Origin of the sequence: Marinomonas gallaica, from assembly GCF_001639745.1 — a bacterium.
In the GTDB taxonomy this organism is placed as follows: domain Bacteria; phylum Pseudomonadota; class Gammaproteobacteria; order Pseudomonadales; family Marinomonadaceae; genus Marinomonas; species Marinomonas gallaica.
In genome coordinates, this window is the sequence record NZ_LTAX01000001.1 from 58,649 (window position 1) to 81,009 (window position 22,361).

19 protein-coding genes and 1 tRNA gene are annotated in these 22,361 nt (G+C 45.2%); 4 read left to right on the forward strand and 16 right to left on the reverse strand.

Going from position 1 to position 22,361, the window contains the following annotated elements; translation table 11 throughout:
• Positions 1 to 4: 4 nt before the first annotated feature.
• The 4 genes from AYW76_RS00300 to orn all read right to left on the reverse strand — a co-directional run bounded on the left by AYW76_RS00300 (position 5) and on the right by orn (position 4,068).
• The gene (locus tag AYW76_RS00300; RefSeq protein ID WP_067214459.1) at positions 5 to 1,336 is read right to left on the reverse strand and encodes an N-acetylmuramoyl-L-alanine amidase; all 1,332 of its coding nucleotides are present in this window, start codon (positions 1,334 to 1,336) and stop codon (positions 5 to 7) included.
• A gap of 108 nt (positions 1,337 to 1,444) precedes the next feature.
• Positions 1,445 to 1,915, reverse strand: a complete 471-nt coding sequence (gene tsaE, locus AYW76_RS00305; protein ID WP_082866031.1) for a tRNA (adenosine(37)-N6)-threonylcarbamoyltransferase complex ATPase subunit type 1 TsaE — start codon at positions 1,913 to 1,915, stop codon at positions 1,445 to 1,447.
• 40 nt (positions 1,916 to 1,955) lie between these two features.
• Positions 1,956 to 3,437, reverse strand: a complete 1,482-nt coding sequence (locus AYW76_RS00310) for a bifunctional ADP-dependent NAD(P)H-hydrate dehydratase/NAD(P)H-hydrate epimerase (RefSeq protein ID WP_067214463.1) — start codon at positions 3,435 to 3,437, stop codon at positions 1,956 to 1,958.
• 82 nt (positions 3,438 to 3,519) lie between these two features.
• Positions 3,520 to 4,068 (reverse strand): oligoribonuclease, encoded by a 549-nt coding sequence (gene orn, locus AYW76_RS00315; protein ID WP_067036898.1) that lies wholly within the window; start codon positions 4,066 to 4,068, stop codon positions 3,520 to 3,522.
• Between the two features lie 74 nt (positions 4,069 to 4,142).
• Here orn and rsgA point away from each other — a divergent pair, with 74 nt between their 5' ends.
• The gene (gene rsgA / locus AYW76_RS00320; protein ID WP_067214465.1) at positions 4,143 to 5,177 is read left to right on the forward strand and encodes a small ribosomal subunit biogenesis GTPase RsgA; all 1,035 of its coding nucleotides are present in this window, start codon (positions 4,143 to 4,145) and stop codon (positions 5,175 to 5,177) included.
• Between the two features lie 9 nt (positions 5,178 to 5,186).
• Here the strand turns inward: rsgA and AYW76_RS00325 are convergent, their stop codons facing one another.
• The gene (locus tag AYW76_RS00325) at positions 5,187 to 6,089 is read right to left on the reverse strand and encodes a flagellar motor protein MotB (protein WP_067214467.1); all 903 of its coding nucleotides are present in this window, start codon (positions 6,087 to 6,089) and stop codon (positions 5,187 to 5,189) included.
• A gap of 9 nt (positions 6,090 to 6,098) precedes the next feature.
• The gene (motA, locus tag AYW76_RS00330; protein WP_067214469.1) at positions 6,099 to 6,953 is read right to left on the reverse strand and encodes a flagellar motor stator protein MotA; all 855 of its coding nucleotides are present in this window, start codon (positions 6,951 to 6,953) and stop codon (positions 6,099 to 6,101) included.
• Positions 6,954 to 7,080: 127 nt separating this feature from the next.
• Between motA and AYW76_RS00335 the strand changes: the two genes are divergently transcribed.
• Together AYW76_RS00335 and asd are read left to right on the forward strand one after the other, a co-directional pair.
• Positions 7,081 to 8,556, forward strand: coding sequence for an HDOD domain-containing protein (locus tag AYW76_RS00335; RefSeq protein WP_067214471.1), 1,476 nt, complete (start codon positions 7,081 to 7,083; stop codon positions 8,554 to 8,556).
• A gap of 20 nt (positions 8,557 to 8,576) precedes the next feature.
• Positions 8,577 to 9,434: an archaetidylserine decarboxylase gene (gene asd / locus AYW76_RS00340; RefSeq protein ID WP_067214473.1), complete on the forward strand. Its 858-nt coding sequence runs from the start codon at positions 8,577 to 8,579 to the stop codon at positions 9,432 to 9,434.
• Between the two features lie 76 nt (positions 9,435 to 9,510).
• On the opposite strand, the gene secF is transcribed toward asd, so the two are convergent.
• From secF to queA, 5 genes are all read right to left on the reverse strand, one after another.
• Entirely contained in the window at positions 9,511 to 10,416 is a 906-nt protein-coding gene (gene secF, locus AYW76_RS00345) for a protein translocase subunit SecF (RefSeq protein ID WP_067214475.1), read from the reverse strand.
• Between the two features lie 14 nt (positions 10,417 to 10,430).
• Positions 10,431 to 12,287: a protein translocase subunit SecD gene (secD, locus tag AYW76_RS00350; protein WP_067036884.1), complete on the reverse strand. Its 1,857-nt coding sequence runs from the start codon at positions 12,285 to 12,287 to the stop codon at positions 10,431 to 10,433.
• 78 nt (positions 12,288 to 12,365) lie between these two features.
• Positions 12,366 to 12,692 (reverse strand): preprotein translocase subunit YajC, encoded by a 327-nt coding sequence (gene yajC / locus AYW76_RS00355; RefSeq protein WP_067036882.1) that lies wholly within the window; start codon positions 12,690 to 12,692, stop codon positions 12,366 to 12,368.
• A gap of 87 nt (positions 12,693 to 12,779) precedes the next feature.
• Positions 12,780 to 13,898 (reverse strand): tRNA guanosine(34) transglycosylase Tgt, encoded by a 1,119-nt coding sequence (gene tgt / locus AYW76_RS00360; protein WP_197467747.1) that lies wholly within the window; start codon positions 13,896 to 13,898, stop codon positions 12,780 to 12,782.
• Between the two features lie 32 nt (positions 13,899 to 13,930).
• Positions 13,931 to 14,992, reverse strand: a complete 1,062-nt coding sequence (gene queA, locus AYW76_RS00365) for a tRNA preQ1(34) S-adenosylmethionine ribosyltransferase-isomerase QueA (RefSeq protein ID WP_067214479.1) — start codon at positions 14,990 to 14,992, stop codon at positions 13,931 to 13,933.
• A 223-nt stretch (positions 14,993 to 15,215) separates the two neighbouring features.
• On the opposite strand from queA, the gene AYW76_RS00370 reads away from it, so the two are divergent.
• Positions 15,216 to 15,301, forward strand: a tRNA-Leu gene (locus AYW76_RS00370).
• Positions 15,302 to 15,433: 132 nt separating this feature from the next.
• Here the strand turns inward: AYW76_RS00370 and AYW76_RS00375 are convergent.
• The 5 genes from AYW76_RS00375 to AYW76_RS00395 form a co-directional block, all read right to left on the reverse strand.
• On the reverse strand, positions 15,434 to 17,344 hold the full coding sequence (locus tag AYW76_RS00375) for a PhoX family protein (RefSeq protein WP_067214481.1): 1,911 nt from the start codon (positions 17,342 to 17,344) through the stop codon (positions 15,434 to 15,436).
• A gap of 213 nt (positions 17,345 to 17,557) precedes the next feature.
• A complete protein-coding gene (locus tag AYW76_RS00380; RefSeq protein ID WP_067214483.1) occupies positions 17,558 to 19,639 on the reverse strand; it encodes an EAL domain-containing protein in 2,082 nt (693 codons plus the stop codon).
• 2 nt (positions 19,640 to 19,641) lie between these two features.
• Positions 19,642 to 21,201, reverse strand: coding sequence for a methyl-accepting chemotaxis protein (locus AYW76_RS00385; protein ID WP_067214485.1), 1,560 nt, complete (start codon positions 21,199 to 21,201; stop codon positions 19,642 to 19,644).
• A 295-nt stretch (positions 21,202 to 21,496) separates the two neighbouring features.
• A complete protein-coding gene (locus AYW76_RS00390) occupies positions 21,497 to 22,012 on the reverse strand; it encodes a cytochrome b/b6 domain-containing protein (protein ID WP_067214487.1) in 516 nt (171 codons plus the stop codon).
• A gap of 23 nt (positions 22,013 to 22,035) precedes the next feature.
• Positions 22,036 to 22,308 (reverse strand): PepSY domain-containing protein, encoded by a 273-nt coding sequence (locus AYW76_RS00395; RefSeq protein WP_067097368.1) that lies wholly within the window; start codon positions 22,306 to 22,308, stop codon positions 22,036 to 22,038.
• Positions 22,309 to 22,361: the final 53 nt, after the last annotated feature.

The window sequence follows — 22,361 nt, forward strand, 5'->3', positions numbered from 1 at the left end:
TCGTTTAACTGGCAGGGATAGATAACTTTTGACCTATCCAAATTACATCGTTGCGTAGGGTATTGGCTGAGCGCAAAGAGTCAAGAGACACACCATTCTTTCTGGCAATTTCTGACAATGTATCGCCTTTTGATACCGTGTAGGTATAGCCACCTTTTTGAGTTTTTTGCCAAGCGATATAAGTACCATCCGGAGGGTTCGAGACAAAGAAATCCTCTACTCCTTTGGCAATTGAAGAAGCCAGTTTGCGACGATAAGTCAGACTCGATAGATTTTTTGCTTCTGTTTTGTTCGATACGAACCCTGTCTCAATCAAAATAGAAGGAATATCGGGGGATTTCAACACCACAAAGCCGGCTTGCTGGACTGAGTTTTTATGCAGTTTGGCAACGCCTCGCATTTCACCCAACACTTCTTTGCCAATATCTAAACTCATCTGAATGGTTGAATTCATTGACATATCAAGCAGTACTTCGGCTAACAGTTGATCTTTATCGTCTAACGAGATCCCACCCACTAAGTCAGCAGATTGCTCTTGTTGCGCCAACCAACGACCCATTTCAGAAGTCTTACCGCTCAGTGACAACGCCCAAACGGACGCACCACGAGCCGAGGACTTCGTAAACGCATCCGCATGAATCGAAATCATCAGATCTGCATTGGCTTCGCGAGCTACTCGGGAACGATCACGCAATTGCAAATACACATCTGTAGAGCGAGTCATCACGGCCTTAATTCCTGGTTTCGCATTTAGACGTTTAGCCAACTCTCGACCAATCGACAACACAATGTCTTTTTCCCTAACTTTGTATTGTCCCAATGCGCCAGGATCTTTACCGCCATGTCCCGGGTCAATCACCACGACAATATCGCGCTTCTCATCGGAAATGGATGCTAGACTTTTAACGACCGTCGGGGCAGAACTACTCTGCACGCCGTAATCCAATTCCACCAAAATGCGAGGCCCATAACCGCCCGATGCAGCCAGCTTAGTCGTTTTAGCTTTGACTTTTTTATTGAGGTCGAGAACAAAGCGCATACCAGAGTCGCGTTTCGCATAGCGCACACGTAAAAGCGCGTCGGAAGACAACGCAGACAGACTTGCCACCACGTCTTGCGAAATATCGGTATCATTAATGTCCAAAACAACCCGATCAGGGTTGCTAAGTGGGAACATACGATGATCAACAGAGCTATCAAGCTCAAACACAAGGCGCGTTGAGCCTGGTTGTTGACCGACACGAATATCTTTGACTTGAGCGGCCTGCATCAGCGTGCTCATTGTCAATAAAAGCACTGGCAATAGCCAATTAATAGAAAACAATTTTTTATACATATCAGACAGCTAGCAAGTATATGGTTACACTATAACGGTTGCCGTCTCTGATCTCAAATAGACAATATATTGAGCACAAAAAAGGAGGCTAAAGCCTCCTCGAATTATCTAGCTGGCAAGCCGTTGCGATATTTCAGCTACCGCTTCGACACCGTAGCTGGTTTTCGGTTCAATAGAGACTGATCTACCGTGACGTATTAACTCTAGGTAAACCACTAAATCAGGCTTAGGCAAAACACCCTCCCCCATTTCGGCCCATTCTACTAAACATAAAGCGCCATCTTTAAAATAATCACGAATCCCCATGTATTCTAATTCTTCAGGGTTACTGATGCGATAGAGATCAAAGTGAAAGACGTCCTGATTTTCAAACTCATAAGGTTCAACAATGGTATAGGTTGGACTTTTAACCGGACCAATATAGCCCAAACCTCGAAGAATCCCCCGTACCAACGTGGTCTTCCCCATGCCTAGATTGCCATCTAAATACACCACTCCACCACTTTTGAGTGATGCCGAAAGGTTCTCACCAAACAGCTCCATTGACTCTTCACCAAACACTTCTTTTTCAAACAACATAATGTTACTCACTTACCTACACACGTCTGCATGCGAAATTTTATTCTAGATAATCCAATAATTGATAGGGCTGCATTGTCACCATACCTATATTCTGCTGACATTTTTGCGCCGCTTTGTTGTGCCAAGCAGCCGCAATGACTGCCGCTTCAAAAACGTCGTCATAGTACGCCAAACATGACCCCACCATACCACTTAATACATCCCCTGAGCCGCCCTTAGCCAAGCCAGGACAAGCCCCCCCAACAATCATGGTGCGCCCATCAGGTGCCGCTACGACACTTGTTGCTCCTTTCAATATCACCACCGATTGGTAACGATCTGCGATGGTACGTGCCGCCAAAGGTAAATCTTGAAGTATTTCTGGGACCTTTTTGCTTAACAGCCTGGCTGCCTCTCCAGGGTGAGGCGTTACCACCATTTTTTGTCTCACAACTGGTTGCTCAGTCAACCAATACAAACCATCTGCATCAACGATGGTTGGATAATCATCCAACACCTTAAATTGCTGCCATATACTTTCAGACCATTCGGAGCGCCCTAAACCAGGCCCTATTACCAATACAGACTCTTGTCCTCTGAGCGTTGAGGAAATATTCATTTCATGCGATGCGACTGCCATCACATTAGGATTACGTACCAAAGAGGCGTTCAGATGTCTCTCTTGGGTATATAAACACACTGTGCCAGCACCACTTTTAGCAGCCGCCTCACTTGCCATAATGGCAGCACCGCCATACCCATGATCTCCAGCTATGACTGTGACATGCCCATAAGTTCCTTTATGGGAGTTTGGCTTACGCCCACAGGGGGGCATAACATCAAGTACTGTGGCAGCCAAAAAATAGGCTTGTGGCTGCTCAGACAGGTCAACTGCCTGTAAGTTCTCCGTCACAATTTCGCGGTAGAAAGACGGACCGTCTTGCAAATAATGCCCTATTTTGTCACCAATAAAAGTCACCACTAGATCGGCTTGCACCGCCAACTCAGCCTTACCTGTGAACAAATCTAAACCACTAGGGCAATCCACACTAACTAACCAAGCGCCCGCATCAGCCAAACCATTCATTACCTGAATCGCTCGCTCAAATTGCGCAGACAACGGCGCCCTAAAACCAATGCCCAACAAAGCATCAACGATCACAGGAGCGTGATCATCATCTAGCTCATCAATGCTTCTTACTTGAACATTTTCAAGCTCATAGGCTATTTTCTCCGCCCGTAAGGCATCCCCTTTCCTAGGAGAACTGGCTGCATCATAAACTATAACCTGCAAGCCATCTTGCGCAGCAAGAGCCGCCACCACCCATCCATCGCCGCCATTATTGCCGCCACCGACAACAATCGCCAGGTGAGTCACCCCGCGTTGACGCCGCAAGATATGGTTATAAAGAGCCTGACCCGCACGCAACATCATTGGAAAGCTAGCGCCTTCATGGGCAAAGCTGGCCTGTTCACGAGACCGAATAGCAGCCACGTCGAACAAAGGGCTAAGAAAGCGTGATGAAAGCAAAGATGGCATGATAGCGTCCTCCCATGTTTTGAACGTAAAGCCCAAGAGCACTGATATTAAGAACGAACCTTAATATCATCATAGCAAGACATTACGACAACCCGAACATGGTCGTACGATAATGCTTCAGCTCTTCAATGGACTCAATAATATCGTCTAACGCTAAGTGGGCACCTGACTTTTCAAACCCCTCTAACGCTTCAGGCTTCCAGCGTTTAGCCAATTCTTTGATGGTACTGACATCTAAATAACGATAATGGAAATAGGCCTCTAGTTTCGGCATATAACGGTACAGAAAGCGACGATCTTGACCAACACTGTTGCCACAGATTGGGGATTTACCCGCCGGGACGTACTGCTCTAAAAATGCAATTGTCTGAGATTCAGCATCCGCCATCGAAATATCAGAACTCAAGACTCGATCTGTAAGCCCAGATTGCCCATGGTGCGTCGTGCACCACTCATCCATGGCATCCATGACCGATTTTTCTTGGTGAATGGCCAAATTAGGTCCTCTACCCAGTACATTAAGATCCTTGTCCGTCACAATCGTAGCAATCTCAATAATGGTGTCTGTATCAGGTTCTAGGCCTGTCATTTCTAAATCAATCCAGATTAGATTATCTTCGCTGTAACTCATAATGCACTCAATCCTGTATTTTAGTTGCTAGCCATTATACTCTATGCGTTTAAATTAACGACCGACAAATACGAATGTCAAAACGAAAGCTGACCAAACAACAATCTTGGCGCATAGAGCGTATTCATAAAGAACGTATGGAACGCACACAAAAGCGTGCTGACCGTGCTGAAGAGACGTTACAATCGTCCGATCTTGGCCCAGAAACCGAAGGCATCATCATCTCTCACTTTGGCACGCAAGTGGAGGTTGAAGGTACACAAGAACCCCATGTTGGCGTAAGTACACGCTGTAATATGCGTGCTAACCTCGGTCAATTGGTGACAGGCGACAAAGTTGTGTGGCGACCGAAGCACACTGAAGGCGGCGTAGTTGTCGCGCGCTCTGATCGCGACACGCTATTGCAGCGACCCGATATGCATGGTCGTTTAAAACCCGTTGCTGCAAACATAGACTTTATTGTCGTGGTCATCGCCGCAGAGCCTGCCCCTCATGCCAACTTGATTGACCGCTATTTAGTTGCCTCTGAAACTGTGGATATTCCACCTGTTATTTTGCTCAACAAAAGCGACTTGATTGACGAAAGTAACGCTAAAGACCTTGAAAAACTTCTAAAGACATACATTGATTTAGGTTATCAAGTCATACGCACATCGATCAAAAATGACGAAGGTATGGCCGAGCTCAATGAGTTTTTGAAAGACCGCATCAGCGTTTTTGTTGGACAATCAGGTGTGGGGAAATCGTCGCTAATAGGAACGTTATTACCAGACATTGAAATCAGTGTTGGGGAACTGTCTCAGAAGCGTAAAAAAGGGACACATACCACCACAACGGCACGTTTATTCCATATGCCGATTGGCGGCGACTTAATAGACTCACCCGGAATTCGTGAATTCGGACTGTGGCACATCAGCGAAGATGAACTGCTTGAAGGCTTTATTGAGTTTCGACCACACCTCGGTTACTGCAAATTTCGCGACTGCTCTCATGAACAAGAGCCCGGTTGCGCCATTAGAGAAGCATTAGACAAAGGCGAAATTACAGCACATCGCTTTGAAAGCTATCTTCGTATTCGACAGTCCATTCGCGATAATGATGCGTTTTAACCCTAGGCTTTAAAACACATTCTCAGGGGTCATGTTAGGATCAAGCTCAACCTGCTCACCACCAAAGCGGCGGCGGCTTGATTCTAGCATTCGTTTATAAGCATCATCGGTCAGCAAAGTTACTGAAATTCGGCGATTCTCAGGGCTTGCTGGATCCACTCTATTATATGGCACACTGTCCGCCAGTCCTATCACCTGAGCAATACGTTTAGGCTCTAAACCACCTTCTACCAACGCCTTCTTTGCAGCGTTCGCTCTCAAACTGGACAGGTCCCAGTTATCAAATAAACCAGTGCCAGTAAAACCGGAAGCATCCGTGTGCCCAGTAATAACAACAGGGTTCTCAATCATGCTAAAAACAGCCGCCATGCTCATGAGAGTATTCTCCATGTCCGGCACAAGTTGTGCACTACCACGTTCGAACATTGGCTTGTCAGGATCATCGATTAGAGTAATTCGAACCCCCTCGGGCGTGATTTCAATTCGCATATTTTGGTCGTTTGAATTAACACGGTCTAGACTTCGAAATTGCTCGATGAGCAAAGCGTTCATTTTTTCCAGCTCTTCGCCGTCATTCCCAGTTCGCATTGATTCTTCATCAGTGAGATCAGGTGTGCTTCCTGGGTCAGGCAAGTTCATATCGAGTTTACGCTCGGTACTCATTGCTGGGCTGCCACCTAAGTCAATAGGGTTGTTACTAAAGCCTGCCGTGGACATGCCCGCGGGATCATTAAAATACCCCTCGATTGCTGCCAATTCTTCGGGAGAGGATACATTAATAATCCACAACACTAAGAAAAAAGCCATCATCGCTAAAGCAAAATCGGCCAGCGCTATTTTCCAAGCACCACCATGATGACCATCTTTCTTGATCTTTTTTACACGTCGAATGACGGGATCATAATTATTCATAAACGCGCCCTAGCGAAACTGCTTCACTAACTCAGAGAGCTCAATAAAACTTGGGCGCAAATGTGTCGGTAACATTTTTCGCCCAGTCTCAACCGCAATCGCTGGAGGATGCCCTGAAGCCATCGCACTCAAGCAGGCCTTAATGCAAAGGTAAGCTTGAAACTCTTGCTCACCCAGACGCTCAAGATGAGCCGAGGCAGGGCCTACGAAACCATAGGCAAAGAAAATACCAAGAAATGTCCCAACAAGTGCCGCAGCCACGTGCGCGCCGATTTCTTCCATAGGCCCACCAATAGAGCCCATGGTAATCACAATGCCTAATACCGCCGCAACGATACCAAAACCAGGCAACCCCTCAGCCACTCGATTCACAGCATGTCCCGGCGCGACCAACTCTTCGGATACAAGCTCAAGCTCCGCATCCATCATGGCTTCTAATTCATGGGCTGGTAAGCCTGTGATAGTAAAAACTCGATAATTGTCTGTAAAAAACTCGACCAACTCATGATCACGAATTACATCAGGAAAGCGCTGAAACATTTCGCTTTCAAACGGTGCTTCAACATCTTGCTCTACGGCAAGAAACCCCTCCTGACGACTGCGCTGAAAGAGGTTATAGGCACAACTCAGTAACTGTGAGTAAAAAACTCGATTGTGACGACTGCCAAGCAATAGCTGAGGCAAAAGCTTGAAGGTTTTCTTTTGCAGAGAAGCCGGGTTTGCAACCATAAATGCACCAAAGGCGGCACCACAAATAATCAAAACCTCAAATGGTTGCCACAGCGCCAGCATTTCCCCATGGGATGCCAAATACCCCGTTACAACACTTATAAGAACAATCAGCGTTCCAGCGATTACGAACATAATTACATCCTACTTTTTGACAGTGTATGCTCACCAGACAATATACAGTATGATTAGTACATCCATGCATTAAAACGGCAACGAAACAACTATTTAACAATGCCTTGAGCCTTAAATGTAACGAGCTATGAAGAATAAGTCACCCTTTGGTCTAAACGAATGGCTACTCTATCTACAGGACAGGAAATTTCCAGTTGGCTCTGACAGCATAGCTAAACTAAGGAAACAAATTAAAACGCCTGATGCCACGCTTGATAGAATGCAGAAAAACATAGCCTCTGAGCCGATGTTGGCGTTCGCCATCCTGAATCAGGCCAATGCGATTGTCACTTACAAACGCAATGACATTAAAAGTCCTATTCATGCCGCGTCAATGATTGGAATGAGCGGCATTAGTAAGGTGTTTGAATCTCTTGAGCCTTATACACCTATTGCCAAAAATCACGTCCATCGTGCTTTTTCTCGCGAAGTTCAGATAAGCTACGAAGCCGCCTTCATGGCACGACGCTGGGCCATTGAAAAAAAAATCAGTCATGTTGAAGATATTTTCTGGGTTACTTTTTTTAGAGACGCAGTACGCTGGCTATTGTGGTTTCACGCTCATGATGAAATGGAACAAATCACACAAAAAATTCGCCGTGGTGAAACCAATATCGCTGCCGAAAACAGTATTTTAGGCTGTCGTATCGACGAGCTTACGGTTGCACTATTTAAACATTGGCAAGTGCCGTCAGTGATCCTTGATTCCTTTTTAACTGATCAAATACCCACGGCCGAAGAACTGCAAAGCATCGCTCGACTAACACACACGCCAGATCAGCTACCGGGCTTTGCCGAAGACAAGCGCATTACTATTCTCATGAATAGCCCCCTTATCTTGGCCTACTGCGCGTCAAAAGTATCGCAGGAAGCCAATGTAGTTGGTTGGGGAAGTAAAAATTTACCATTTTACTATCGCGTCATTGCCGCCATCATCCATATACGCCTTGGTGACGCTATACAGTCGACTCACTTTGCTACCGCTGAAGCAGCTCTAGACGCGCGATATTCAATCAAACCAAGCTTAGCCGCCCAACTATTATCGCCAATTTTGTTTACCAGAACTGAGGGCACCGCAAAATCCAGCACCAAAAAAATAAAGGCAAATCCTTTAACACAGCTACAAGCTAAGCTTACGGATGTTACCGACAAGAAACAGCGAGCCACATTGGCAATGAAAGCACTGCTCGCAATATTTAAAAATCAAAGCGACCAAGTGTTGATTTTAAAACACAGCAATACGAGCAACAAACTTAGCCCAATGCTTCAATACGGATACGACATCAATACTCTCAAGGGCATCCGTTGGAATTCACCTTCTAATATCATTTCAAAGCTGGTCAGCAAACGCGTTGCCGTGCACTTTGATGACCAAAAATTTTCCAGCATGGCGAAAGACATGCCTGAGGGTGCAGAAGCACTATTGAGCAGCAAACAACATTTATTTTTAGCGTCATCTCCTGCCAATGAAACTGACACCTACATCTATTGGCTGGCAGGTAAAGAACAACTAGACCGAGACCAGTTTGAGACATTCAAACGCGTCATCAAGCTTGCAGACTAAATTAATTATCAGGACTTACAGTGAATAAAGATCAGCTTTTCGCATTTGCTCAATACATCACGCCACAAAAAGCCCTATCACGCTTTGTTGGTCGTATCGCCGAATGCACCAACAAGCAGGTAAAAAACACGTTCATTGGACAATTTGTTAAAAAGTACCAAGTAGACATGAGCGAAGCCATTCAAGAAGACCCGTTCAGCTACCGTAACTTTAACGATTTTTTCACTCGTGCTATCAAACCGGAAATGCGCCCGATCGCGCTAGGTGACAACGTTATTGCATGCCCAGCAGACGGCGCCATCAGCCAACTAGGTGACATTGAACACGGCACCCTCTATCAAGCTAAAAACCATCATTATAGCCTTACAGAGTTGCTAGGTGGTGATGCGGAGCTGTCTAATCAATTCCTTGGCGGCAAGTTTGCAACGGTGTATTTATCACCTCGTGACTATCATCGCGTTCACATGCCACTGGATGGCAAGCTGATTAAAACGATACATGTGCCAGGAAAGCTGTTCTCTGTAAACAAGGTCACAGCTGAACAAATCCCTAATGTATTCGCTCGCAATGAGCGTACGGTTTGTATTTTTGAAACCAACGCAGGTCCAATGGCTGTCATATTGGTAGGTGCAATGATCGTTGCCAGCATCGAAACAGTCTGGACAGGCCAAGTAACGCCATTCAGCAAACAAGTGCAAACGTGGGATCACGAGAAACTTGCCAATATTCAACTAAAAAAAGGTGAAGAGATGGGCCGCTTCAAGTTGGGCTCAACCGCTATCGTGCTGTTTGGTAAAGATGCAGCTGAATGGGAAAAACACCTATCCGCAGAGTCCCCAACCCAAATGGGTATGGCATTTGGCAAAATCAAACCTTAATTCAAACTCTTGTTTTTACCCGACCTATAAAAAAACCCGCTTAATCGCGGGTTTTTTTATGTCTCAACATAACCTATTAAGGCATGTCGTCTTCTAGCTCTTCTTTTGGAGCAGGCACCAAGTCTTCGCGCGTGATATTTTGCGCCAGCAATAAATTCGCCGCCACAAAGATCGAAGAATACGTACCAATCAAAACACCTATTAGCAAGGCGAGTGAAAAATTATGGATACTTTCACCGCCATAAAAGAACAATACCAACAGTACAAACAAAGTAGTCATCGAGGTAATGATGGTTCGATCCAATGTTTGATTGATAGAGTCATTGATAAGCTCTGTCGGTGGGGTATCTCGCATAATTCGGAAATTCTCACGAATACGGTCACAGACAACGATAGTATCGTTGAGCGAGTAACCAATCACCGCCAGAATAGCTGCCAGCACCGTCAGGTCAAACTCAAAGTCGAACAATGAGAAAATACCCAAGGTAATAATCACGTCATGCGCTAAGGCTACAACAGAGGCCACTGAGAACTTGAACTGGAAACGTACGGCCACATACACCATGACAATAACCAGTGCCAGTAACATACCTAGGCCGCCCTGCTCTCGCAGTTCTTCACCCACTTGCCCACCAACGTATTCTGAACGCATCAGCTCAACGTCTACATCGCCATTATTACGCAGCGTACTCAGCACCTCATCACCCAATGTTGGCGTATAAGCATTGCCCATACGAACAACAACATCGGTTGAAGAGCCAAAGTTTTGCACCGTAACATCGCTGTAGTCGCCATCCGCCAATAAGGTTCGAACATCATCAAGCTGAGGTGCCACACTGTATTGCACCTCAATCAAACTACCGCCTGTGAAGTCCAAACCAAACTTAAGACCTTTAACAGCCAAAGAACCTAGCGAAATCAGCACCAATGCCATGGAGAACATCGCGACAATTTTACGCATCGCCATAAATTTAATATTCATCGTTTCACCGTCTCCTAGATAAATAAGCGCTTGTTTTTGCGTCCACCGTACACCAAATTAATTTGGGCACGTGTTACAACAATCGCTGTAAACATCGACGTCAAAATACCAAGAGAAAGTGTCACCGCGAAGCCTTTAACTGGCCCTGTACCTACAGCAAACAAGATCACCGCCACCAATAAAGTCGTGATGTTTGCATCCAGGATTGTTGTGAATGCTCGATTAAAGCCTGAATGAATCGCTTGCTGACTCGGCAGCCCAGCCTTAAGCTCCTCCCTAATCCGGGAGAAAATAAGCACGTTGGCATCCACCGCCATACCCATCGTCAAAACAATGCCGGCAATGCCCGGTAACGTTAACGTCGCCGACATTAGTGACATACATGCCATCAGCAGTACGATGTTCAACCCCAAAGAAATATTGGCAAACAAACCAAACACTTTGTAGTAAACAAGCATAAACGCCATCACGACCAACAAACCAATCTGTGCAGACAACACACCTAATCGAATGTTTTCAGCACCCAGGCTTGGACCAATCGTACGCTCTTCCACAAAGTAGATTGGTGCGGCCAATGCCCCCGCACGCAGCAACAACGCAAGCTCAGATGACTCCCGAGGACTGTCCAAACCAGTAATACGGAACGAATTACCTAATGTCGTTTGAATGGTTGCAAGCGAAATAATGCCACGCTCACTGTAACTGCGACGCACTTCGGTCACTTTACCATCTTCACCTTCGACAAAGCGGCTACGGCTTTTATGTTCAATAAACACAACCGCCATATTTCGACCTACTGCAGTACGCGTTACACGCGCCATTTGTGAGCCGCCTTTACCATCAAGGCTAATGTTAACCTGTGGCCGACCGTTCTCATCAAACGAAGAGCTCGCATCCGACACACTGTCACCGGTAATGATAATATCTCGCTCAAGACGAGCTGTACGACCACTACCATCACGGAACGTTAACGTATCAACATCACCTGCATTGGCGTCTAAACCGGCTTCAAGACGAAACTCAAGGTTTGCCGTCGCGCCAATGATACGTTTCGCTGCCGCTGTATCTTGAACACCAGGCAGCTCAACGACGATACGGTTACTGCCTTGACGTTGAACCAATGGCTCTGCAACGCCCAACTCGTTCACACGGTTGCGCAACGTCGTTAAGTTTTGCTGCAACGCATAGGCTTCAACTTCGGCGCTGGCCGCTTCTGTAAAGCTCACGTCAACAAAGAACTCATTACCACTGTCGGTGGTGTTGTAAACGTACTCTGGAAATTGATCTTCTAGTACATCCAGAGCCGCTTGCTGATCCGCTTCACGTAAAAAACGGATCGACATCACAGCATTATTGCTCACTTCAACACTGCGGTAACGAATGCGCTCGGTGCGCATCGCATTTTTCATTTCACTTGCCGCAACATCTAAACGCTGCTTCAACGCTGCAGGCGTGTCCACTTCAAGCAAGAAATGCACACCACCACGCAAGTCTAAGCCTAATTTAGCCGGACCCGCACCAATAGAGGACAACCAATCAGGCGTTGTTGGCACCAGATTAAGGGCAACGACATAGCTCTCGCCTAATGCGGCAGAAATAACCGGCTTTGCTGCTAATTGATCTTCACCGCTATTGAATCGCAGTGTGCCACCAGCACTGGTAACTTCGGCTTCTTTTAATTCGATTCCCGCGTCTTGTAACGCTTTTTCCGCCGTTGCAAGGGTGCGCTGATCGACCACAGTGGTGGATTTTTGAGTGGACAGTTGAAGTGCTGGATCGTCTGGATACAGGTTTGGCAGAGCGTAGATAACGCCAAGCGCGATCACGAGCAAAATAAGCAAATACTTCCACAAGGGGTACTTGTTAAGCATGTAGGGTCCTTGGAACTAAGAGATAAATGACCAAGCAAGAAAGTAGAAAAGCGCCTTTAGGCGCTTTTCATCATGACATTAGATGGATTTCAGAGTGCCTTTTGGTAGCACAGCACCAATAGAAGACTTCTGGAATTTCATCTCAATGTTGTCGGCAACTTCTAGCACAACGTAGTTGTCATCAACTTTCGTTACTTTACCTAGAACACCACCATTTGTTACCACTTCCGTACCCTTCGCTAAAGAAGCTAACAAGTTTTTATGCTCTTTAGTGCGTTTAGCTTGTGGACGCCACATTAAGAAATAAAAGATAACGACAAAACCAACTAATAATACAAGGTTAAAAATCCCTGCATCAGCTGGCGCAGCACCTTCAGCGTAAGCTGGTGAGATCAAAGCGATCATGGTGTTTACTCTCCAATGGTTAAAAAAATCGTTTGCGCACTTCCCTCATAGAAATCGTTGCGCATTTTTTGTTTATAATTTCGACAATTATTGGCTCAGTGGTGGGGTTTCCAAGCCACGTTTTGCGTAAAACTCATCAACGAAGGCATCAAATCTACCTTCATCAAGCGCTTGACGCAATCCCGCCATTAAGGTCTGGTAATAACGTAAGTTATGGATCGTGTTTAATTGCGCACCAACCATCTCTTGGCATTTGTCTAAATGGTGTAAATATGACCGAGAAAAGTTTTTACAAGTGTAACAGTCACATTCTTTATCTAATGGATTGGTATCATGACGATGAAACGCATTACGAATACGCACAATTCCTTCGGATGTAAACAAGTGACCATTACGGGCATTACGCGTCGGCATAACGCAGTCAAACATGTCGACACCGCGACGCACACCCTCAACTAAATCTTCAGGCTTACCAACCCCCATTAAATAGCGCGGTTTATCTGCTGGCATTTTGTGGGCTAGATGATCCAAGATTCGAATCATATCCTCTTTCGGCTCACCGACCGATAAACCACCAATTGCATAGCCATCAAAGCCAATACCGACCAAACCCTCTAAAGACTCGTCACGTAATGTTTCGTACATACTGCCTTGAATGATACCAAACAAAGCGGATGGACTGTCACCATGCGCATCTTTTGAACGCTGTGCCCAACGCAAACTCATGCGCATGGATTTAGCGGCTTCATCGTCGGACGCAGGGTAAGGCGTACACTCGTCAAAGATCATAACAATGTCAGACCCCAAATCACGCTGTACTTGCATCGAGATTTCTGGACTTAGGAACACTTTATCGCCATTGACAGGAGACCGGAAACTGACACCTTCTTCCGTGATTTTACGCATATCGCCAAGAGAGAACACTTGGAAACCACCAGAATCGGTAAGAATGGGTTTTTTCCATTGTGTGAAATCATGTAAATCACCGTGTGCTTTGATGACTTCGGTACCTGGGCGTAACCATAAATGAAAGGTATTACCTAAAATAATATCCGCACCGATTTCTTCAATGTCTTTGGTCAGCATACTTTTTACAGTGCCGTAGGTACCCACTGGCATAAAAGCCGGCGTTTCAACATCGCCACGCGGGAAGCTCAAGCGCGCACGGCGAGCCTTACCTGATGTAGCAAGCACTTCAAAGTCCATAAAACACTCTGGACGTTTATCTGACATTCGTCTTATTCCTCAGCAGTTGGCCCTTCGGCCTTTGGGTTTCGAGTAATAAACATGGCATCGCCGTAACTGAAAAAGCGGTACTTCTCAGCCACCGCAACACGGTATGCATTCATCACATTGTCATAGCCTGCAAACGCACTGATCAACATAATGAGCGTAGACTCTGGTAAATGAAAATTCGTCACTAGCACATCCACGGTTTTAAATTCATAACCTGGATAAATAAATATACTGGTATCAGCAGCAAAAGGTTCAATTTGTCCTAACTGACTCGCCGATTCCAGTGAGCGTACGCTGGTGGTCCCTACCGCGATGACACGCTTACCATTGGCTTTGGTTGCGCGCACTTTGTCTACGACATCTTGAGAGACTTCGGCATACTCTGAGTGCATGACATGGTCTTTAATGTCATCAACACGAACAGGCTGAAAAGTTCCCGCGCCGACATGCAGGGTAACAAAGGCCGTATCAACCCCTTTTGCTTTTAGCTTCTCAAGCAGCGCATCATCAAAATGTAACCCTGCCGTTGGCGCAGCCACGGCACCAGGCGTTTTATTGTATACCGTTTGATAGCGCTCTTGATCACTCTCATCATCCGGACGCTCAATGTAGGGCGGAAGCGGCATATGCCCTACTTTTTCCAATACCTCAAGTACCGGCTCATCAAAACGTAAATGGAACAACGTATCATCACGCCCTACCATTTCCGCGCCATGAGACGCACCACGGTCGATACCTAATTCAAGGCGGTTGCCTACTTTCGGTGATTTACTGCAACGAACATGCGCTAAGATTTCATGTTCAGACAATAAACGTTCAACCAATAACTCTAACTTACCGCCAGACGCTTTTTGCCCAAACAAGCGCGCCGGGATAACTCGAGTATTGTTAAACACCATTAAATCACCGGGCTCCACACACTCAAGGACATCAGTAAAGTGTTTATGAGCCAACTCGCCGCTAGGACCGTCTAGCTTTAGTAGACGACTAGCAGTACGTTCAGGCATTGGGTAACGAGCAATGAGCTCTTCAGGTAGCTCAAAGCGATAATCAGACACGCGCATAATAGCTAATATGTATACCTAGAAAAATGATGCGGCATTTTAGCGAATTTCTAATCACTTGGGTACGATATAAGACAATTTCCCATTTCAATACTTGTTGAACGACTTCATGCTGAGCACTTTTCAACCAACCCAATTCAATCGCTGCATTTTTTAACCTTTTTATCGAAAAACCGTTGACAGCTAAAAATAAATCACCATAATACGCCTCACCTTTTTCAAAGCCAGTGTGGTGGAATTGGTAGACACGATGGATTCAAAATCCATTGCCTATAAAGCGTGCCGGTTCGAGTCCGGCCACTGGTACCATCTTTATGATGCGAAAAGCCCCGAACGAGAGTTCGGGGCTTTTTTCGTTTCTAAGGCACTGAATATCGACTGCCTTAATATAAAAAAACGGCACCTCATGCGCCGTTTTTTATTTAATACTCTTATATCGAACTAGCCGATCATTTCGCCGTCTTCACGGGAAATCGCGATCACACTTGAACGAGGCACAGAGCCCGCGCCGTTAGGCCAGCTTGAATCACCTTTCTCGCCTGGATGCTGAACACTGACAAACATGGTTGTACGGTCAGCACTCCATGCAGAACCCGTAATTTCACACTCTTTAGGTCCTACTAGGAAACGCTTGATCTCACCTGTCTCTGGATCAGCCACCAACATTTGGTTGTTACCTTGACCTGCAAAGCCTTTCTCGTTCGAGTAGTTACCATCCGTTTGAATCCAAAGCAGACCTTTTGAGTCAAACTTTAGACCATCTGGCGAGTTAAACATATTGTCTTTATTAACGTTCTTAGAGCCTGCATAGGCATCATCGTACACCGCTGGGTTACCTGCCATTACGAACAGATCCCAATTAAATTTAGGCGCTGTATGATCTTGGCCCTCTGGACGCCAGCGAACAATTTGACCGTAGTTATTTTTAACACGTGGGTTTGGTCCACCAGCTGGCGTTTCGTCACCACCCGCATTCGGTTTAACGCCACGGTTTTTGTTGTTGGTTAGACAGCAGTATACCTCTGCTTTGTTTGGATTAGACGCGACCCACTCAGGACGGTCCATTGTCGTTGCACCCACTTTTGATGCAGCCTCACGAGTGTAAATAGCGATTTCCGCCTCGCTCATGCCTGTTGACTTCGGCGTTAACGCTAACCACATACCTGTGTTGTTATCGTTAAATTTAGCAACGTACAGAGTCCCTTCTTCTAGAAGGTCATTATTATCGCCGCCTACAACGAATTTATTCTTTGAGACGAAACGGTAAAGAAATTCACCTCGCTCATCATCACCTAGGTAAACCACAACATGGCCATTAGCTGCCACTTCTACTTCTGCGTTTTCATGCTTGAAACGACCCAGTGCAGTGCGCTTCTTAGGACGTGCAGTAGGATTAAGTGGATCAATCTCTACGATGTAACCAAAACGGTTTGGTTCTTGTGGATCTTTTGACAGGTCAAAGCGAGAGTCTGCCATTGCCCATTTGTAGCCACGATCTTCATGACTAATACCGTAGCGTTTCATCTGCGGCGTCAATTCATAGTTTTTATCACTTGAGGAGAAGTAGCCATTGAAGTTTTCTTCACACGTAAGGTAGGTACCCCAAGGTGTTTGACCGTTACCACAGTTATTCCAAGTACCTTTTGCAACCACACCTTTTGAATCGGCTTTGGTTTTCATAAGGTCATGACCACGAGCCGGACCCGTGATATCCATTTCTGTATCAGCGGTAATACGACGGTTGTATTCAGAGTCTTTTACAATACCCCATTTGCCATCGCGACGTGCGACTTCAACAACAGTAACACCATGTGCTGCTTTGTTTTTACGCACATCATCAGCAGTCGTTGGCACACCGTCTGTACGATTAGCATGCAGCGTTGAAGCATTTGTGTATTCGTTGTTCACACAAAGAATTTGACGACCGTTGTGCGAAAAAAGCGCCATGCCGTCATTGTGATCACCAAAGGCTAGCTCTTGAGATTCACCCGTACCACCTGTTGCTGGGTTAAACGCTGGCGCATTTGAAAATAAAGGCTCGCCCCAAGACGCAAGAACTTCCCACTTATAACCTTGCGGCACCGTGACAGTATCCATTGTGTTTGCTTTGACCATATCGAAAGCCAGACGAGACATTTTATTAGACTCTTCACCTGCCAATGCCTTGCCCGCAGCAAATGTGGTAGAACCCATCACAAACGCTGTCGCGCCTACAGCTGCACCACCAGACAAGAAGCCGCGACGAGAAACCATGCTCTTAGCCGTTTCTTCAAACTCAACCATTTCTGGTGCAGGACGAACTAGCTCATCATGCTCATCAAAGCCTAACATTTGATCTTGCTTAACAGACATCGGTATTCCCTCAAATTATCGTTTCTAGTTATGAGGCTGTGAACACGTTTCCACTCAGTGCCACATCCTTAATTAAAATCGACGTCTATTAAGCCTGCCAAGCATGTCAGTTTGGTGTTATTAACATGACTGTTTGATAACAGAAATATTTCAACACTGTCATCTATATTATAAGAGGGTAAAAAAGCCAGAAAATCAGGGCTAGAGAAGCTATTAATTCAAACTTATTGTCGCAGTATTTGAGGCTATCACAGTATGATTTTGCAGAAACTGCTCTAGCTGATCCGTAGGTAATGCCTTTGAAAATAAAAAGCCTTGGGCAAAATCACATCCCATTTGCGCTAATATCTGACTTTGCTCCTCGTCTTCCACGCCTTCCGCCGTCACCGTCAAATCCAAGGACTTAGCAATAGAGATAATTGCTTCCAGCATCACCCTACCACGATGTGTTTTAACATCATTTACAAAAACACGATCAATTTTAAGATTATCCAATGGCAATTTTCCGAGATAACTCAGCGCAGAATACCCCGTTCCAAAATCATCTAGACAAATATTAATACGATGTAAGCGCAACAAATCAGCATTGGCTTTAACGGCTTCGCCGATGGATAGGACAGCATCTTCTGTTACTTCAACTTCAACGACTTCAGAGCGCAAGTTACGCTCTTGTAGTCCCAACACTAAATGCTCAATCACATCACGCCGGACAAAACTTTTTGCCGAGACGTTTATCGAAACAGGTGTGTCTTCACAAAAAAGAGACTGGTGATCGTATATCTCATTTAACGTTTTGCTAATAATGTACTTATCTAATTCTATGACCAAATCCAGCTCATGTACCACCTTGATGATCTCCAAAGGCGACACAAACCCCAGCTGATCGTCAAACCAGCGCATCAGAGCTTCATAGCCACACACCGCGCCAGTATTTAGATCGATTTTAGGCTGCATAAACACTTTTATTTTGCCCTGCCCTAATGCACCAACTAACCCACTTTCGATTTGCTTTGCACGCTCGTAATCTCTCTGAATCGAGTCGTTGTACAACACAAAAGGAAGCTCTTCTTGCTTAGCAAAGCCTAACGCAACATCAGAACGACTGACTGAGAGATCAAAACTGGCACAAGATTCATACAAAGCACATCCTGCTCTCATCTCGGAATTAACCACTGCACGAAGATTCAGTAACGCTTGTAGGTTCGATAAACAGGCTGTGACATAATCCTCAACGTCACTGTATTCCTTTACACGATACACCACTAAAAAGCAACCTTCAGATAAACGGCTTGCCATCATTATAGTGGGATCTTGTTCGAACACACTGCTAATACGGCGCAGCTTTTCATCAACTTCTAAGTCACCATCTAACTTAAGCATGCGCTTGAAATTAGACAATTCAAACTGCACAAAAGCATAGGGCTGTTTATCAGTAGTCGGTTCCAATTGATCGAACTTTTTACGCAGATATTCTAAGTTAGACAGTTTAGTGACAGCATCAAAATGCTTTAAAAAGTAGGCCTCATTCGCGGCAATGACCTTTTCTGATATATCAATACCTACCGCTTGTATATGCAGCCCTTCGTGATCCATCACTCGACGCAACCACCACTCCACCTCATTACGACTGGCACCAATCTGTAGCGTTAAAGGCAGCTTAAACTCGTTATCACCACCGTGGCGTAAAAGTTCCATACGCCCAATGAATTCCTCTCGACTAGCATCAAAAAGACACTCGATGAAGTTATCACTGCGCTTTATACCCGCAACGGAAAATAGACCCTCAAAGGTAGCGTTAGCGAGCATAATCTCACCTTCCAAGCTCATCCGTACAATATACAAGCCCTGGCTGTTGAACACACTGCGATAACGTGTATCGACCCGCTCCAACTGCCGCAAAGTATTTTTGTATTCAGTTAGATCATGACAAATCCCCACAAATGATGGTTTTTCATCACTATCAGAGGTTTTCCCGACCGATAAATGCATATCAAAGAGATCACCATTTTTGCGACGTGCAATAACCTCTCGACCGCGACCAATGATTTGAGTATGGCCTGTAGTCAAATGATCGTGAATATACTTATCATGTTTAATGGCAACACTTTCTGGCATCAATACTGATACATTCTGACCAATTACCTCATCGGCACAATAACCAAACAAGTCTTCCGCAGCAGGAGAAAACGCTATAATTAGCCCACAATAATTAATAATAATAACGCCATCCGCCGCCGCGTTAATCAGCGCTTGATACAAAACTCCATCTTGGTTAACAGTTCCATCTTGGTTCATTGTTATTTCCTAAACCTTTGTACCAATTCATGCAAATCAACCGACGAGCGCATGGACTGCTCAACAGCCGAGCCAAATACATCCATAAGTTCTGTGTTTTCGTGAGCCAGTTCAGCAATGCGCACAACTTGGGTACTGGTTTCATCTATTACGCTGGCTTGCTGTACCGAGGCCGCCGACATTTGCATGGTTCGATCCGCTATGTCGTTCATTCGTTGGCTAACTTGCTCCATTAGAGCCTCTTCTTCCTCAACCAACTGCATACTGTGCATAGAGGCTTCTGCGCCCACCTTGGCTAGGTTAGCGGTACTAATAACGCTCTGTGATAAAGATTTCACTTGTTCATCGATATCATGTGTCAGCGCTTGAGTTTTAGACGCAAGGTTTCGCACTTCGTCGGCTACCACGGCAAAACCACGACCATGCTCCCCAGCTCGAGCTGCTTCGATGGCAGCGTTAAGCGCCAACAAATTGGTTTGCTCGGCTATTTGATCGATCGACTGAGTGGCAGTGGAAATATGATCTGTTAATGAACGAACATCATGAATCGCTTGCTCTACAGACTTAACTTTACTGGTGAGCTCCGCGATGGACTGTTTTACGCTCCCACCCAATACGGCCGCCTCTTGCATCAACACCGCTCCGGTCTGGGTAAAGTCAGCGGTCTCCGTCACATGGCGCGACACCTCATCGGTTGTTGAGGACATTTCTGTCATCGCTGTGGCCATTAGATCGGTTTGATTATTTTGATCCACCATTTTGTCATGACTCGATTTTAATGAGCCGTAGCAGGTTTCCATTTGCTGCTCTACCGCTGAACTAGATTCCTCGATACGCGTCAGTACGGTGGTCATACGACTGTGCAACGACTTCACTCCCATCGACAAAAGCGCGATTGGTGCGGAATGACTCGAATAGGTTTTCGCAATCAACGGATGCTGAAATGCGTTACCACCCAATTGCTTTTGGATTGATGAAATCATTAGGCGCTGCTTGGAATACAAATACAGACTGATTGAGATACTCATAAACAACGCTACCATTAAAGCCACTTGCATAGAAAACAACGCAAATATACTTCCTAGCATCACGACTAGTAATACAGCCAGTACCATTGGATTTACAAACCAATCTATGAGCGTTGCGAAAGCGCTTGGACTTTTTAATTGTTGATACACTTTTTCAGCGCGAGCTACGTCCTCTCGTTTCGGGCAAGAGCGGACCGATTCATATCCAATTACTTTGCCACTTTCATAAATCGGCATAACGTAAGCATCGACCCAGTAAAAATCACCATTTTTACAGCGATTCTTAACCAACCCCATCCACGCTCTACCCGATTTTAGTGTCTGCCACATATTCTCAAATGCCGCTTCAGGCATATCAGGATGACGCACTAAATTATGTGGTTGGCCAATTAACTCCGAGCGTTCAAAACCACTAATTTTAACAAACTCTTGATTACAGCTAACGACGTAACCCTTGAGATCAGTCGTTGAAATAAGCAGTTCGTCACTTGGAAAGCGACGCTCTTTCAAAGTGATAGGGTGATTCTTCCTCATTTACATTCCATTACAAAGTCTAATTGGTAAGGTGATTTATCGGCGGATAATGCCAACATACATCCAAAAGCGAAACAGTTGGCCTACTTTTTTTTACACTCTTATTTTCATAAAAGCCAAACCATTGATATTTATCATGTTATTTTATTTATAAATATGCATATTAAGCAATAAAAGTGCACAAGAATAGTGCAATCACCTTAAGATTTACACAACGTTACAGAACTCCTCCAAATACAAAAAAGGACGGGATACCCGTCCTTTTTATAATTCCAGTCTATAAAAGCAGCTTATACTACTTTGAAGTCATTCCGGTAATCATTTGCATAATCAGATTTCTAGGTCCTATTAAACTAAAGGTAACGACCGCCAAGGTATGAACGAGCACTAGCAAGAAAGTTAGGTTTGCAGCCACTTCATGCAGCTCTTCAGCCCAGTCTTCTCCCCAAAAGATCCCTTCTAAACTCCAGCCACTTAATCCTGTCATACAAAGACCAAACAATAAGGCGAAGATCATCAACGCTCCTATCGGGTTGTGGCCGTTATCTTCGGGGATTTTACCAGAACGCATGATATGTATATGCGCCTTAATACCCGCCACGGATGGGAAAAAGTTTTTAAAACGAGCATTGGGACTGCCTACCATTCCCCAAACCAAACGAACAACCAGAGCGCAGAGAATGTAGTAGCCTGCCAACTCATGCGAATCACCGCCTTCTTCAAAAAAGAAATAGTTAAGCAAAAACGCAAGCGCCACTGACCAGTGAAACAAACGGATAACAGGGTCCCATATTTTTCCATGAGTCTTCATGTGCGGATTCCTGAAGTCGTTACTTAATCATCGATTTCTACTTTTACAGCGTCTCCCGTTACAGGATGGAAATATATTTCAACGCGACGATCTTTATTGTCATACCCATAAATCTCGTAACAGCTACCACTTGTTTCTTTAAATTTTTTAATGCGGTAACCCTGTTCTTCTATTTGCTTTTTCATTTGATCTTGGGACATCCACATACTGCGATCTTCATCAGTACATTTAGGGCCCGCTACCGCAGCCCCGGCAAACGTTAATGCTAAAACGGACGTTAAAAGAATGGTTTTCATAATCTATCTCCTAGTAAGTAAAGTTGACTAGGTAAGATTAAATAGAAAGTATT

Coding starts and splice junctions, on each gene's coding strand:
- AYW76_RS00300 (WP_067214459.1), bottom strand. CDS start 1,336: ATGTATAAAAAATTGTTTTCTATTAATTGGCTATTGCCAGTGCTTTTA.
- tsaE (WP_082866031.1), bottom strand. CDS start 1,915: ATGTTGTTTGAAAAAGAAGTGTTTGGTGAAGAGTCAATGGAGCTGTTT.
- AYW76_RS00310 (WP_067214463.1), bottom strand. CDS start 3,437: ATGCCATCTTTGCTTTCATCACGCTTTCTTAGCCCTTTGTTCGACGTG.
- orn (WP_067036898.1), bottom strand. CDS start 4,068: ATGAGTTACAGCGAAGATAATCTAATCTGGATTGATTTAGAAATGACA.
- rsgA (WP_067214465.1), top strand. CDS start 4,143: ATGTCAAAACGAAAGCTGACCAAACAACAATCTTGGCGCATAGAGCGT.
- AYW76_RS00325 (WP_067214467.1), bottom strand. CDS start 6,089: ATGAATAATTATGATCCCGTCATTCGACGTGTAAAAAAGATCAAGAAA.
- motA (WP_067214469.1), bottom strand. CDS start 6,953: ATGTTCGTAATCGCTGGAACGCTGATTGTTCTTATAAGTGTTGTAACG.
- AYW76_RS00335 (WP_067214471.1), top strand. CDS start 7,081: ATGAAGAATAAGTCACCCTTTGGTCTAAACGAATGGCTACTCTATCTA.
- secF (WP_067214475.1), bottom strand. CDS start 10,416: ATGAATATTAAATTTATGGCGATGCGTAAAATTGTCGCGATGTTCTCC.
- secD (WP_067036884.1), bottom strand. CDS start 12,287: ATGCTTAACAAGTACCCCTTGTGGAAGTATTTGCTTATTTTGCTCGTG.
- yajC (WP_067036882.1), bottom strand. CDS start 12,692: ATGATCGCTTTGATCTCACCAGCTTACGCTGAAGGTGCTGCGCCAGCT.
- tgt (WP_197467747.1), bottom strand. CDS start 13,898: ATGGACTTTGAAGTGCTTGCTACATCAGGTAAGGCTCGCCGTGCGCGC.
- queA (WP_067214479.1), bottom strand. CDS start 14,992: ATGCGCGTGTCTGATTATCGCTTTGAGCTACCTGAAGAGCTCATTGCT.
- AYW76_RS00375 (WP_067214481.1), bottom strand. CDS start 17,344: ATGTCTGTTAAGCAAGATCAAATGTTAGGCTTTGATGAGCATGATGAG.
- AYW76_RS00380 (WP_067214483.1), bottom strand. CDS start 19,639: ATGAACCAAGATGGAACTGTTAACCAAGATGGAGTTTTGTATCAAGCG.
- AYW76_RS00385 (WP_067214485.1), bottom strand. CDS start 21,201: ATGAGGAAGAATCACCCTATCACTTTGAAAGAGCGTCGCTTTCCAAGT.
- AYW76_RS00390 (WP_067214487.1), bottom strand. CDS start 22,012: ATGAAGACTCATGGAAAAATATGGGACCCTGTTATCCGTTTGTTTCAC.
- AYW76_RS00395 (WP_067097368.1), bottom strand. CDS start 22,308: ATGAAAACCATTCTTTTAACGTCCGTTTTAGCATTAACGTTTGCCGGG.